This is a genomic window from Streptomyces sp. BJ20 (genome assembly GCF_022869105.1).
GTDB classification, from domain to species: domain Bacteria; phylum Actinomycetota; class Actinomycetes; order Streptomycetales; family Streptomycetaceae; genus Streptomyces; species Streptomyces griseoincarnatus.
This window is the reverse complement of record NZ_CP094918.1, coordinates 7,164,694-7,178,160: the sequence shown is the minus strand read 5'-3', so window position 1 is coordinate 7,178,160 and position 13,467 is coordinate 7,164,694. Positions and strand designations below refer to the sequence as shown.

The following is a 13,467-nucleotide window of genomic DNA, read 5'->3' as shown; positions in this document are numbered from 1 at the left end:
CGCGGCCACATCCCGCATTCGGACCAGTGGTCGATCTCGCCTACACTCGGAGGCGTGCCACGTGGTGACGGACGACTCAACCACGACCTGCTCCCCGGTGAGAAAGGCCCCCAGGACGCTTGCGGCGTCTTCGGTGTCTGGGCTCCGGGCGAAGAGGTCGCCAAGCTCACGTACTTCGGGCTCTACGCCCTCCAGCATCGGGGCCAGGAATCCGCGGGAATCGCGGTCAGCAACGGCTCCCAGATCCTCGTCTTCAAGGACATGGGCCTCGTGTCCCAGGTCTTCGACGAGACCTCTCTCGGCTCCCTGCAGGGTCACATCGCGGTCGGTCACGCCCGCTACTCGACCACTGGTGCGTCCGTGTGGGAGAACGCCCAGCCGACGTTCCGCGCCACCGCGCACGGATCGATCGCGCTCGGCCACAACGGCAACCTGGTCAACACGGCGCAGCTCGCCGACATGGTCGCCGAGCTCCCCAAGGAGAACGGCCGCGCGCCCAAGGTGGCCGCGACCAACGACACCGACCTGATCACCGCCCTGCTGGCCGGCCAGCGCGCCGCCGACGGCGAGCCGGTCACGGTGGAGCAGGCCGCGCACGTGGTCCTGCCGAAGGTCAAGGGTGCCTTCAGCCTCGTCTTCATGGACGAGAACACCCTCTACGCGGCCCGTGACCCGCAGGGCATCCGTCCGCTGGTCCTCGGCCGGCTGGAGCGCGGCTGGGTGGTCGCCTCCGAGTCCGCCGCCCTCGACATCTGCGGCGCGAGCTACGTCCGGGAGATCGAGCCGGGCGAGTTCGTCGCCATCGACCAGAACGGACTGCGAACGTCCCGATTCGCGGAAGCGAAGCCCAAGGGATGCGTCTTCGAGTACGTGTACCTGGCCCGCCCCGACACCGACATCGCCGGGCGGAACGTCTACCTCTCGCGCGTCGAGATGGGCCGGAAGCTCGCCGAGGAGGCCCCGGTCGAGGCCGACCTGGTGATACCGACCCCGGAGTCCGGCACCCCCGCCGCCATCGGCTACGCGGAGGCCTCCGGCATCCCCTTCGGCGCCGGCCTGGTCAAGAACGCGTACGTCGGCCGTACGTTCATCCAGCCCTCGCAGACCATCCGGCAGCTCGGCATCCGGCTGAAGCTGAACCCGCTCAAGGAAGTCATCAAGGGCAAGCGCCTGGTCGTCGTCGACGACTCGATCGTGCGCGGCAACACCCAGCGGGCCCTGGTCCGCATGCTCCGTGAGGCGGGCGCCGCCGAGGTCCACATCCGGATCTCCTCGCCGCCCGTGAAGTGGCCCTGCTTCTTCGGCATCGACTTCGCCACCCGCGCCGAGCTGATCGCCAACGGCATGACCATCGAGGAGATCGGCACCTCGCTCGGCGCCGACTCCCTGGCGTACATCTCCCTCGACGGCATGATCGAGGCGACCACCATCGCCAAGCCCAACCTGTGCCGCGCCTGCTTCGACGGCGAATACCCGATGGAGCTGCCCGACCCCGAGCTCCTCGGCAAGCAGCTGTTGGAGACCGAGCTGGCCGCCGGCACCGCCGCCCCGGCCGCGGTCGACGCGATCCGCCGCCCGTAAGCCCTGACGGACGACACGAAAGCTCTCACAGCCATGTCCCAGAACACTGGTGCCAGCTACGCAGCGGCGGGCGTCGACATCGAAGCGGGCGACCGCGCGGTCGAACTGATGAAGGAGTGGGTGAAGAAGACGCAGCGCCCCGAGGTCCTCGGCGGCCTCGGCGGATTCGCCGGCCTCTTCGACGCCTCCGCCCTGAAGAACTACGAGCGCCCGCTGCTCGCCTCCGCCACCGACGGCGTCGGCACCAAGGTCGACATCGCCCGCCGGATGGGCGTGTACGACTCCATCGGGCACGACCTGGTCGCGATGGTCATGGACGACATCGTGGTGTGCGGCGCCGAGCCGCTGTTCATGACCGACTACATCTGCGTCGGCAAGGTCCACCCCGAGCGTGTCGCGGCGATCGTCAAGGGCATCGCGGAAGGCTGTGTGCTGGCCGGATGCGCCCTGGTGGGCGGCGAGACGGCCGAGCACCCGGGTCTGCTGGGTCCGGACGACTTCGACGTCGCCGGCGCCGGTACGGGCGTCGTGGAGGCCGACCGGCTGCTGGGCGCGGACCGCATCCGTCCGGGTGACGCGGTGATCGCCATGGCGTCCTCCGGACTTCACTCCAACGGCTACTCGCTCGTCCGCCACGTGCTGCTGGAGCGGGCGGGGCTGTCGCTGGACGCCCGGATCGACGAGCTGGGCCGCACCCTCGGCGAGGAGCTGCTGGAGCCCACCAAGATCTACTCGCTGGACTGTCTGTCGCTGATCCACACCACCGAGGTGCACGCGTTCAGCCATGTCACCGGCGGCGGACTGGCGGCCAACCTGGCCCGGGTGATCCCGGACGGGCTGCACGCCACGGTGGACCGCTCCACCTGGACGCCCGCCCCGGTGTTCGACCTGGTCGGACGGACCGGCTCGGTCGAGCGGCTGGAGCTGGAGAAGACGCTGAACATGGGCGTCGGCATGATCGCGATCGTGCCGCAGGAGTCCGTCGACGTGGCGCTGAGCACGCTGGCCGACCGCGGCGTGGACGCCTGGGTGGCCGGCGAGATCACCGAGCGCGGTGACAACGCCACGGGTGCCGCTCTTGTCGGTGACTACGCGAACTGAGCACGGAGGTGGCGCCCGCCCGGTGAACGGGCGGGCGGCGCACCGGCCGACGTGGCCGGCCCGGGCAGCACTGAACCCGGCGGGTGACCTAGGTCACCGACCGGGCTCATGCACCACGCAAGGTCAAGCGCCGCGACGCTGTTGCGAGGACGGGCCGTCCTCGTCCTCCTCGTCGTCCTCGTAGAGGTCGGCGTACTTTGCGTACAGGTCGTCGTCTTGCTCATCGTCCTCGAAACGATCACCGTTCGGTGACTGATTCGACGTCGATGCGCCCAGCTCCTCGGCCAGGCGTGAGAGGTCAGTCCCACCGCTGTTGTACTTCAGCTGGCGGGCGACCTTCGTCTGCTTGGCCTTGGCCCGGCCGCGCCCCATGGCTCGACCCCCTCAACGACGGGGCTCGACGGCCCCAGAGTCTTGACACGCGTTCATGGTCCAGAACGGGCTCTCCATGGAGAGACCGGTCCGTAGGGCTTCCACGGTACCTGAGCCCGCGCCCATACGGTACGTCGCCCGCATGACGTGCCCGCGCCCGGGACCGTCGAGGCGCCCTGTCCTCGCTGGTCAATCGCGATTTTAACCACTTATCGACGGTCGACCCGCCGGGAGAAGTGAGAGTTCTCTCCAAGTGCCCCCCGGCGGGTACCGCTCAGGTGTGCGAAGCGCCCCGATCGGGGGCGCCGCGCACGGACCTCATCGCAGCGGACGCGCCTCCGCCATCCGCTGCTCGGCGATCCGGTCGGCCGCTGCGGCCGGCGGAATACCGTCCTCCTTCGCACGTGCGAATATGGCGAGCGTGGTGTCGAAGATCTTCGACGCCTTCGCCTTGCACCGGTCGAAGTCAAAGCCGCGAAGCTCGTCCGCCACCTGGATCACGCCGCCGGCGTTCACCACGTAGTCCGGCGCGTAGAGGATCCCGCGGTCCGCGAGGTCCTTCTCCACGCCCGGGTGGGCGAGCTGGTTGTTGGCCGCGCCGCAGACCACCCTGGCGGTCAGCACCGGCACGGTGTCGTCGTCCAGGGCGCCGCCGAGCGCGCACGGGGCGTAGATGTCCAGGCCCTCGGTGCGGATCAGCGTCTCGGTGTCGGCCACGGCCGACACGCCCTCGGGATGCCGGTCGAGGATCCGGCGGACGGCGTCCTCGCGCACGTCGGTGATCACGACCTCGGCGCCCTCGGCCCGCAGGTGCTCCACCAGGTGGTGTCCGACCTTGCCCACGCCCGCGATGCCGACCTTGCGGTCGCGCAGCGACGGGTCGCCCCACAGGTGCTGGGCGGCGGCCCGCATGCCCTGGTAGACGCCGTAGGAGGTGAGTACCGACGAGTCGCCCGCGCCGCCGTTCTCGGGGGAGCGGCCGGTGGTCCAGCGGCACTCCCGGGCCACCACGTCCATGTCGGCGACGTAGGTGCCGACGTCGCACGCGGTGACGTAGCGGCCGCCGAGGGAGGCGACGAACCGGCCGTAGGCCAGCAGCAGCTCCTCGGTCTTGATCCGCTCCGGGTCGCCGATGATCACGGCCTTGCCGCCGCCGTGGTCGAGACCGGCCATGGCGTTCTTGTACGACATCCCGCGCGCGAGGTTGAGCGCGTCGGCGACGGCCTCCTCCTCGGAGGCGTACGGGTAGAAACGCGTGCCGCCCAGGGCGGGGCCCAGAGCGGTGGAGTGGATGGCGATGACGGCCTTGAGGCCGCTGGCACGGTCCTGGCAGAGCACGACTTGTTCGTGGCCGCCCTGGTCCGAACGGAACAGGGTGTGCAGGACGCCGTCAGATACGTCGGTCACTGTGGTGACTCCTGAGTAAGTAGCGGCGGGTGGGACGGGCTCCCGTACGGGTGGCGGGGGCTGTGGCACGAGAGTAGATCCTTACTTGCCGGTCGGCGGCACTGTGTCCCGGATCACCTCCGTCCGGAGTACCGCGTGCGACGATTTGCCGGGGTTTCCCACCCGTCCGGGCGGAGGCCGGGCAGGTTTTCGCGGCGGTCCGCGGGGGAGGGAGCAGAGCGTGACCAAGGTGTCCTCGGTGATCGTCCCCTACGCCGCCTACCTGCGCGTGTACGAACCGCTGGCCGCCTTCCCCGAGCCGGAGCGCGGCCACTGGGAGCGGTACGCCCGGCGGGACGACCTCCCGTCCTACCAGGAGGAGCTGCGCCGGTCGCTGGCCGACCTCGCGGCGGTCCCGCCTGCGCCGGTTCCGGTGCACGAGAGCGACGACGCCTTCGTGCTGGAGACGGACGGCGAGGTCCGCGTCTGCCCGTGGCGCACCAGGCTGCGCGGCTGGCAGGCACTGGAAGGGCTCGCGGAGGAGTACCCGCTGCCGGTCCTGGACGCCCTGCTGCCTCCGGTCGTGCGGAACGAGACGAGCCGGGACTACGAGCGCTGGCTGGCCGAGCACCCCGACGCCCGTCCGTGGATCCGCACGTCCACCTGGCAGGTGCCGATCAACTGGTTCGTGCTCTTCGCCGACGAGGAGCGCGAGTACGCCAAGGGCTCCGCGGGCGAGGTTCCGGTCCTGCGCTACCGCACGCCCATGGTCCAGGCGCGGCGTCGGGTGGCGCGGGGGCTGCGGGCGCTGCGGGACTCCGTGGACGAGAGCCTGCTGATCGACGGCCTGGTGGACGTCGGCCGCTGGCTGGAGGAGTTCCACCCGCGCTCGCTGGTCGAGCTGGACTACGGGGGACTCGTGCACGCCCTGCCGGCCGGCGCCCTGGAGGACGACCACTCGGCGGCCGACGTGGGCGAGGGGATCGCGGCGCTGCGGCGGGGCGACGAAGGGGGCGCCGCGGAGGCGTACGGGCGCCTCATCGAGCGCTGGCGCGCGGTCCGTGACCTGCGCTCGGCGAACTGACGTTTGACCAAACGCCTTTCTTGGGGTTTTGTCTTCGCCCTGAGGTTGGTTGAAGTCGCGTCAATCCGGATGCGACATCGGACGTAGCGACCGTTCCGGGCGTACGTCTCAAGTGTGTCAAGCGTGATGGACCGCACGTACAAGGCCCTTGCGCCCCTTGCCCCTCCTCATGCCAAAATAGGACAAGGAGTCCGGGGAGGGCTCCTCCGTCCTGTTGTGCTCCACTATGGGCGGTATCTCAGCATTGCACGCTATGGGGGGTCCGGTGACTCCTGCGCGCTGCTGTGACTGATCGTCACAGGGGCGTGACTGTCCGCTATGGCATGGTCCATCGGCTTCCGCGGCTGATGAACACCTGGGAGGGCAATTCCATCGGTTTGGCCGACGTGGCTGGACAGATGGTGTAGTTGTAGTGCCGAGGACAAGCCGTTCGTCCTATAACCGACTCGACTCGCGTCCGCCATTTCGGGCAACGCGGGTCAAGGTGCAGAATTTAGAGGAAAGAACCGAGAAGGTTCGGTTCTCCCGAGGAGGCCGCTCATGACCGCTCGCACCCCTGATGCCGAGCCGCTGCTGACCCCCGCTGAGGTTGCCACCATGTTCCGCGTCGACCCGAAGACGGTCACGCGCTGGGCGAAGGCCGGCAAGCTCACGTCGATCCGCACGCTCGGCGGGCACCGCCGCTACCGCGAGGCCGAGGTCCGCGCGCTGCTCGCGGGCATCCCGCAGCAGCGCAGCGAGGCCTGAACCTGCATGAACCGGGCAGAACCGGCTGGTCCCCCACCGGCCGCGACGCCCGGGACTTTTAGCTCCAAGCGACGCGGGGACTGCCCCAACAGCCCTCTCGCCCAACCGAATCAGAGCTTCACCGCCAACTGAACACCGGGTGCGTCGTTGATCGCGCTGGACTCCGCCGGGTCCAGCGCGATCTTTTTTGTGCGTCGGCGGTGGATCCGTGCGCGGGGCCGGGCGGCCTCAACGGCCTTCTGTGCGCGGGCTTGTCGGACCCTGAGGAGGCCTGTGGGATCGGCTCCGAAGGGGCCGGGGCGGAGCACTCGGGGGAGTGCAATTGCACATATTAAATTGACCTGTTGTAGGTGAGGCGTAAGTTCCGCCCCGGTGAAAACTCATGCAGTGACACCCGTCACATACCAGCTGGGTTGTTGGGCCGACGGCATATGCGCTAGACGGAACGCGCGTCGGCGGCGGCTTGTTCCTGAGGATCCGTGACGGGCTCGGACGGCTCCACGCGCGTGGTGTCGTCGGCGGGCGCCGAGTCCATCGCCAGGCGCTGGAGACGGCGGCAGACCGGGCAGTGACGGGTGAGATGCCGGTACGACGACGCGGCAGCCAGATGCGCGCGGAGCAGTGCCCTTGTCTCATGCCTGGCCGATGCCGTCATGCGCCACCTCCGGTCCCCCCGCGGACACGTGCCCTGTTCCTGGAGTACCGAGGGACCGTGAGGCCGTCAAGACGGCGCAGGAGCCCCGGACTGGGCCGTGGGGCCCTTCCCGGGCCTACAGGCCTGCGGAGGGGCCCTTACGGCGCCTCCGGGGCGCCCGCACAGATCCGCACGGGTCCGCACATGCGGAAGGCCCGCCATCCCTTACGGGGGGCGGGCCTTCCGGTATGCGGTCCTGACGGGATTTGAACCCGCGGCCTCCACCTTGACAGGGTGGCGAGCACTCCAAACTGCTCCACAGGACCAGAATCGCGGCGCCTTCCTGCGTTGCGCTGCGAGAAGGACTGTACAGGAGCGGGAGCCCCCTGGTCGAACTCACCCTGCGTGCGGGGCCCGTCACGGTGCCACGGCGTCGATCGCCTTCACGATCCGCTTGTCCGACACGGGGTACGCCGTGCCCAGCGCGTGGGCGAAGTAGCTGACCCGCAGCTCCTCGATCATCCAGCGGATGTCCCGCACCTGCTGCGGCACCGGCCGGCCCTGCGGCATCTGCTCCAGGAGCCAGGCGTACTCGTCCCGCATCTCGTGGACCTTCGCCATGCGCGTGGTGTCCCGCTGGACGTTCGTCGGCATCTGCTGGAGCCGGCGGTCGGCGGCCACCAGGTACCGCATCAGGTCCGGCATCCTGCGCAGCCCCGCCTCGGTCACGAAACCCGGCTTCACGAGCCCGTCCAGCTGCGTGCGGACGTCCTGGAGGTTCGGCAGCAGCGCGGGGCTGCGGACGCCCTTCAGACGGCGCTCACAGGCCTGCCAGGCGGCCAGTACCTGCTGCACCTGCCCGACCGCGCGGACCGTCGTGTCGACGATCTCCGCCCGCACTTTGTCGAACAGCTTCCGGTACGACTCCTCGTCCCACACCGGGCCGCCGAAGTCCGCGATCAGCTTGTCCGCCGCGGCCATGGCGCAGTCGTCGAACAGCGCCTGCACCGAGCCGTGCGGATTGGCGGACAGGGCGAGCTTCTGAGGGTTGGTCAGCTTCTCGGAAGCGAACTTCGCCGGGTTGACCGGGATCCCCAGCAGGATCAGCCGCCGGGTGCCCTTCCACATCGCCTCCGCCTGCTCGGCCTCCGAGTCGAACAGCCGCACCGACACCGAGTCGCCGTCGTCCACCAGCGCCGGGTACGCCTTCACCGGCTGGCCGGCCCGGCGCGTCTCGAACACCCGGGTGAGCGAACCGATCGTCCAGTCCGTCAGCCCCTTGCGCTCCAGCGACTCCCCGCCCTGACGCTGCGCCGTGGCGGCGGCCGCCTGCGACAGCGCCTTGCGCGCCTTGGGACGCAGCGTGAGCTTCAGCGCCTCCAGGTCCTTGTCCTCGGCGAGCGTGCGGCGCCGCTCGTCGACGATCCGGAACGTCACCTTCAAGTGGTCGGGGACGCGCGACCAGTCGAAGTCCTCCGCCTCGAACGGCACCCCTACCATCCGCTTCAGCTCGCGGGCCATGGTGACGGTGAGCGGCTCCTGCAGCGGCACGGCGCGCTCCAGGAACGCCTTCGCGTAGTTCGGCGCCGGCACGTAGTTGCGCCGGATCGGCTTGGGCAGGGAGCGGATCAGCTCCGTGACGACCTCTTCGCGCAGACCCGGGATCTGCCAGTCGAAGCCCTCGTCCGTGACCTGGTTCAGCACCTGGAGCGGGATGTGGACGGTCACGCCGTCCGCGTCCGCCCCGGGCTCGAACTGGTACGTCACACGGAACTTGAGCGGGCCCTGCCGCCAGGTGTCGGGGTAGTCGGCCTTGGTGACCGCGTCCGCCGACTCACGAATCAGCATCTCCCGCTCGAAGTCGAGGAAGTCGGGCTGCTCGCGCCGCTTGTGCTTCCACCACGAGTCGAAGTGCGCACCCGAGACCACATGGTCGGGGATCCGCTGGTCGTAGAAGTCGAAGAGGGTCTCGTCGTCGACCAGGATGTCCCGGCGCCGCGCCCGGTGCTCCAGCTCCTCGACCTCTGTCAGCAGCTTGCGGTTGTCCGCGAAGAACTTGTGGTGCGTGCGCCAGTCGCCCTCCACCAGGGCGTTGCGGATGAACAGCTCCCTGGACAGCTCCGCGTCGATCCGCCCGTAGTTCACCTTCCGCTGCGCCACGATCGGCACGCCGTACAGCGTGACCTTCTCGTACGCCATCACGGCCGCCTGGTCCTTCTCCCAGTGCGGCTCGCTGTAGGTGCGCTTGAGCAGGTGCTCGGCGAGCGGCTCGACCCACTCCGGCTCGATCTTCGCGTTGACCCGCGCCCAGAGCCGGGACGTTTCCACCAGCTCCGCCGACATCACGAACCGCGGCGGCTTCTTGAACAGCGCGGAGCCCGGGAAGACGGCGAACTTGGCGTTGCGCGCGCCGAGGTACTCGTTGCGCCCGCCGTCGCGCCGGCCGCCGCCCTGCCCGGAGTCCTTGGACTCCTTCACGTCCTTCATGCCGATGTGTGAGAGCAGACCAGCCAGCAGGGAGACATGGACGCGGTCGGCGGGGGCGTCCTGTTCGTTGAGGTGGATGCCCATCTGCTTGGCGACGGTCCGCAGCTGGGCGTAGATGTCCTGCCACTCGCGGATGCGCAGGAAGTTCAGGTACTCCTGCTTGCACATCCGCCGGAACGACGACGAGCCGCGCTCCTTCTGCTGCTCGCGGATGTACCGCCACAGGTTGAGGAAGGCGAGGAAGTCGCTGGTCTCGTCGCGGAAGCGGGCGTGCTGCTGGTCGGCCTGCGCCTGCTTGTCGGCGGGACGTTCACGCGGGTCCTGGATGGACAGGGCGGCGGCGATGACCATGACTTCGCGGACGCAGCCGTTGCGGTCGGCCTCCAGCACCATGCGCGCCAGACGCGGGTCCACCGGTAGCTGGGCCAGCTTCCGGCCGGTCTGGGTGAGGCGCTTGCGCGGGTCCTTCTGCGTGGGGTCCAGCGCGCCGAGCTCCTGGAGCAGCTGGACGCCGTCGCGGATGTTGCGGTGGTCCGGCGGGTCGATGAAGGGGAACTTCTCGATCTCGCCCAGGCCGGCCGCCGTCATCTGGAGGATGACCGAGGCGAGGTTGGTCCGCAGGATCTCCGCGTCGGTGAACTCGGGACGGGAGAGGAAGTCGTCCTCGCTGTACAGCCGGATGCAGATGCCGTCCGAGGTACGGCCGCAGCGGCCCTTGCGCTGGTTGGCGCTGGCCTGAGAGACCGGCTCGATCGGCAGCCGCTGCACCTTGGTGCGGTGGCTGTACCGCGAGATGCGGGCGAAGCCGGGGTCGATGACGTACTTGATGCCGGGGACGGTGAGGGAGGTCTCGGCCACGTTGGTCGCCAGCACGATCCGGCGCCCGCCGTGCTGTTGGAAAACCCGGTGCTGCTCGGCGTGCGACAGCCGGGCGTAGAGCGGCAGCACCTCGGTGGAGCGGTAGCGCTTCTTGTTCAGCGCGTCCGCCGTGTCCCGGATCTCGCGCTCGCCGGAGAGGAACACCAGGATGTCGCCGGGGCCCTCGGCCATCAGTTCCTCGACGGCGTCGGTGATCGCGGTGATCTGGTCCCGGTCGGCGTCGTCAGCGTCGTCGGGGTTCTCCTCCAGCAGCGGCCGGTACCGCACCTCCACCGGGTACGTCCGCCCGCTGACCTCGATGATCGGGGCGTCGTCGAAGTGCCGGGAGAAGCGCTCGGGGTCGATGGTCGCCGAGGTGATGACGACCTTGAGGTCGGGACGCTTCGGCAGCAGCTGCGCGAGATAGCCGAGCAGGAAGTCGATGTTCAGGGACCGTTCGTGCGCCTCGTCGATGATGATCGTGTCGTAGGCGCGCAGTTCGCGGTCGGTCTGGATCTCCGCGAGGAGGATGCCGTCCGTCATCAGCTTGACGAACGTGGCCTCCGGGTCCACCTGGTCGGTGAATCGGACCTTCCAGCCGACGGCCTCGCCGAGCGGGGTGTCCAGCTCCTCGGCGACCCGCTCGGCCACCGTGCGGGCCGCGATCCGGCGGGGCTGGGTGTGCCCGATCATGCCGCGGACGCCGCGTCCCAGCTCCATGCAGATCTTCGGGATCTGCGTGGTCTTGCCCGAGCCCGTCTCACCGGCCACGATCACCACCTGGTGGTCACGGATGGCCTCGGCGATGGCGTCCTTCTTCTGGCTGACGGGCAGCTGCTCGGGATACCTGACCTCCGGCACCCTGGCCCGGCGCGCCGCCATCCGTTCCCCGGCCGCGGCGACCTCCGCCTCGATCTCACCGAGCACGGCGGCGCGCGCCTCCGGTTTACGGATCTTGCGGGCGCCCTCGAGACGCCGCCCGAGCCGGTGCGCATCGCGCAGCGACAGTTCGGAGAGGCGGGAGGCGAGGGAGCCGAGGGCGGGGGCAGAGTGCGTAGACATACGGACTCCAGGATCTCAGACCGCGGAAAAACGCGGCGAGCCATTTTGCCGGGGCGCACAACAAGGCCCCGATCTGAGATCGGGGCCTTCGCTGTGGCTGGGGCCGGGGTCGAACCGGCGACCTTCCGCTTTTCAGGCGGACGCTCGTACCAACTGAGCTACCCAGCCGCGATGTTTCACGTGAAACATCAGCGGTCCTGACGGGATTTGAACCCGCGGCCTCCACCTTGACAGGGTGGCGAGCACTCCAAACTGCTCCACAGGACCAAGCTTGTGTCGTACGACAGTGTCGCACAGGGTGGTGCGTGCCCCCAACGGGATTCGAACCCGTGCTACCGCCTTGAAAGGGCGGCGTCCTAGGCCGCTAGACGATGAGGGCTATCGGCCCGCCTGGGCGCTTCTCAGCGCGTCGGGGACGTGAGAAGCATATGGGATGGCGGGATGGTTCGCCAAAACGGTTCAGGAACGGGGTCGCGACGGCGTGGCGGAGGGGGACGAGGGGGCCGTCCCCGACGGGCTGCCGGACGAGGCGCCGGGGGAGCTGCCCGAGGGGGACGGGGAGCTGTCCGCGCCCGGCTGGTTCTCCTCGGGCAGGTGCCGGCTGACCTCCGCCGTGGTGAGCCCGAGACCGCCCAGCTCGATCGAGTCCCAGGCCTGGAGGCGCTTGGTGTCCCGGTCGAAGTAGAGGATCGACGTCTCGATCGGGTCGGGGTACTTGCCCTCGATCGCGCGCAGGCCGCTGCCCCCGGTGGAACCCTCGACGCGCAGCCGGGTGCCGTACCGCATGACCTCGGTGTCCTCACGGTGCAGATGGCCGGAGAGGACCAGCGGCACGGTGCCGTCCACCTCGCGGGCCGCCGAGGGCTCGTGGACGACCGCCACGTCCACCGGGGTGCCGGCCCGCTTCTGGTCCCGCATCGCGGAGGCGAGCCGGGCGCCCGCCAGCTCCTGGGACTGCTCGGCGCCGGTCCTCTGCGTGCGGTCGGGGGTGAACTGCGGATCGCCGATGCCGGCGAAACGCAGGCCCGCGATGGTCCTCGCCCGGCCGTCGTCCAGGACGTGCACGTTCCTCATCCGGTCGAGGTAGCGCTGGGTGACGAGCGAGTCGTGGTTGCCGCGCACCCACACGTACGGGGCGCCCAGGTCCTCGACCGGGTCCAGGAAGCCGTTCTCGGCGGCCGTGCCGTGGTCCATCGTGTCGCCGGAGTCGACGATCACGTCCACCTGGTACTGCTCCACCAGCGAGGCGATGATCTTCCAGCTCGCGGGGTTGAGGTGGATGTCGGAGACGTGCAGGACGCGGATGGTGGTCGGGTCCGGCTGGTAGACGGGGAGCGTGGACGTGGCGTCGTAGAGCTTGGTCACGTTGGTGACCAGACGGGCCAACTCCTGCTGGTAGACGTCGAACTCGGTGACGATGCTGCGCGCGTCGCCGACCAGCGAGGGCGCGGAGGAGAGCAGGCCGGAGAACTTCGGCTCCAGCACCGAGTCCGGGTTCCAGCTCGCGTACGCCGAGCCGCCGGACGCGGCCAGCAGGCCGAGGGCGAGCCCTCCTGCGGCCAGGGCGCGGCGCGGGCGGCGGTAGACGAGGAGCCCGAGCGTGGTCGCGCCGGTGACGACGGCGACAACGGAACGCACGGCGAGGTCCGCGGTGCCGCGGGCGACGTCGTCGGTGACCTCGTCCTGGAGCCCTGAGAGGCGCTCGGGGTGGTCGACGAGGGCCCGGGAGCGCTCGGGGTCGAGCTGGTCGACGTTGACGTCGAGGCGTACCGGGGCGATGTGGCTGTCGAGCTGCAGCGCGCCCAGGGGGGACACGTTGATCTTCGTGCCGCCGGTGAAGGACGGGCGCAGGGCCATGGTGGTGTCCATCGGGCCGACCGGCACACGGACGTTGCCGACGACGAGAAGGCCGAGCCAGGCGCCGAGCAGCACCACCGCGACCAGACCGAGGGCGGGTACCCAGGGGCGCGGCCGTGCGCCGGGGCCGAGGGCCGGTCCGGCCGGGGGCCGTGCGCCGGCGCGTTGGCGGCGGGTCGGGGCCTGCGGGAGCCGTGGGAAGCGGTGGATCAGGTTCATGACGGCAGTCGGGACGCGGGCCATTGATCCCCTATGCCCGTACAGGCGGCCGGATATGCGGGTGTCGCCCGCCTCTCGT

At 69.7% G+C, this 13,467-nt stretch carries 9 protein-coding genes and 4 tRNA genes; 4 read left to right on the top strand and 9 right to left on the bottom strand.

Translation table 11 applies throughout. From position 1 onward, the window contains the following. The first annotated feature begins 54 nt into the window (after positions 1-54). Both purF and purM read left to right on the top strand, forming a co-directional pair. Positions 55-1,581: an amidophosphoribosyltransferase gene (gene purF / locus MTR79_RS32340; protein ID WP_048460397.1), complete on the top strand. Its 1,527-nt coding sequence runs from the start codon at positions 55-57 to the stop codon at positions 1,579-1,581. 33 nt (positions 1,582-1,614) lie between these two features. Next, positions 1,615-2,682 (top strand): phosphoribosylformylglycinamidine cyclo-ligase, encoded by a 1,068-nt coding sequence (gene purM, locus MTR79_RS32335; RefSeq protein ID WP_244792814.1) that lies wholly within the window; start codon positions 1,615-1,617, stop codon positions 2,680-2,682. A 123-nt stretch (positions 2,683-2,805) separates the two neighbouring features. On the opposite strand, the gene MTR79_RS32330 is transcribed toward purM, so the two are convergent. Together MTR79_RS32330 and MTR79_RS32325 are read right to left on the bottom strand one after the other, a co-directional pair. Further along, a complete protein-coding gene (locus tag MTR79_RS32330) occupies positions 2,806-3,054 on the bottom strand; it encodes a DUF3073 domain-containing protein (protein ID WP_006133346.1) in 249 nt (82 codons plus the stop codon). A 318-nt stretch (positions 3,055-3,372) separates the two neighbouring features. After that, entirely contained in the window at positions 3,373-4,461 is a 1,089-nt protein-coding gene (locus MTR79_RS32325; protein WP_244792812.1) for a Glu/Leu/Phe/Val dehydrogenase dimerization domain-containing protein, read from the bottom strand. A 220-nt stretch (positions 4,462-4,681) separates the two neighbouring features. On the opposite strand from MTR79_RS32325, the gene MTR79_RS32320 reads away from it, so the two are divergent. Beyond that, entirely contained in the window at positions 4,682-5,524 is an 843-nt protein-coding gene (locus MTR79_RS32320; RefSeq protein WP_244792810.1) for a hypothetical protein, read from the top strand. A gap of 540 nt (positions 5,525-6,064) precedes the next feature. Then, on the top strand, positions 6,065-6,271 hold the full coding sequence (bldC, locus tag MTR79_RS32315; protein WP_003949541.1) for a developmental transcriptional regulator BldC: 207 nt from the start codon (positions 6,065-6,067) through the stop codon (positions 6,269-6,271). A 436-nt stretch (positions 6,272-6,707) separates the two neighbouring features. Here bldC and MTR79_RS32310 read toward each other — a convergent pair whose 3' ends face one another. The 7 genes from MTR79_RS32310 to MTR79_RS32280 form a co-directional block, all read right to left on the bottom strand. Beyond that, complete coding sequence (locus tag MTR79_RS32310) at positions 6,708-6,926, bottom strand: DUF6274 family protein (RefSeq protein WP_086701990.1); 219 nt, start codon at positions 6,924-6,926, stop codon at positions 6,708-6,710. Positions 6,927-7,156: 230 nt separating this feature from the next. Next, positions 7,157-7,231, bottom strand: a tRNA-Asp gene (locus tag MTR79_RS32305). 91 nt (positions 7,232-7,322) lie between these two features. Then, entirely contained in the window at positions 7,323-11,312 is a 3,990-nt protein-coding gene (gene hrpA, locus MTR79_RS32300; protein WP_244792808.1) for an ATP-dependent RNA helicase HrpA, read from the bottom strand. Between the two features lie 94 nt (positions 11,313-11,406). Next, a tRNA-Phe gene (locus MTR79_RS32295) sits at positions 11,407-11,480 on the bottom strand. Between the two features lie 24 nt (positions 11,481-11,504). Beyond that, positions 11,505-11,579 (bottom strand) — tRNA-Asp (locus MTR79_RS32290). Between the two features lie 39 nt (positions 11,580-11,618). After that, a tRNA-Glu gene (locus MTR79_RS32285) sits at positions 11,619-11,691 on the bottom strand. A gap of 80 nt (positions 11,692-11,771) precedes the next feature. Then, positions 11,772-13,412: a metallophosphoesterase gene (locus MTR79_RS32280; RefSeq protein WP_086701983.1), complete on the bottom strand. Its 1,641-nt coding sequence runs from the start codon at positions 13,410-13,412 to the stop codon at positions 11,772-11,774. Between the last annotated feature and the right edge of the window lie 55 nt (positions 13,413-13,467).

What these genes read in the sequence shown, in the direction of transcription:
- bldC (WP_003949541.1), top strand. Translation starts at nt 6,065, where the DNA reads ATGACCGCTCGCACCCCTGATGCCGAGCCGCTGCTGACCCCCGCTGAG.
- MTR79_RS32280 (WP_086701983.1), bottom strand. Translation starts at nt 13,412, where the DNA reads ATGGCCCGCGTCCCGACTGCCGTCATGAACCTGATCCACCGCTTCCCA.
- MTR79_RS32310 (WP_086701990.1), bottom strand. Translation starts at nt 6,926, where the DNA reads ATGACGGCATCGGCCAGGCATGAGACAAGGGCACTGCTCCGCGCGCAT.
- hrpA (WP_244792808.1), bottom strand. Translation starts at nt 11,312, where the DNA reads ATGTCTACGCACTCTGCCCCCGCCCTCGGCTCCCTCGCCTCCCGCCTC.
- MTR79_RS32330 (WP_006133346.1), bottom strand. Translation starts at nt 3,054, where the DNA reads ATGGGGCGCGGCCGGGCCAAGGCCAAGCAGACGAAGGTCGCCCGCCAG.
- purM (WP_244792814.1), top strand. Translation starts at nt 1,615, where the DNA reads ATGTCCCAGAACACTGGTGCCAGCTACGCAGCGGCGGGCGTCGACATC.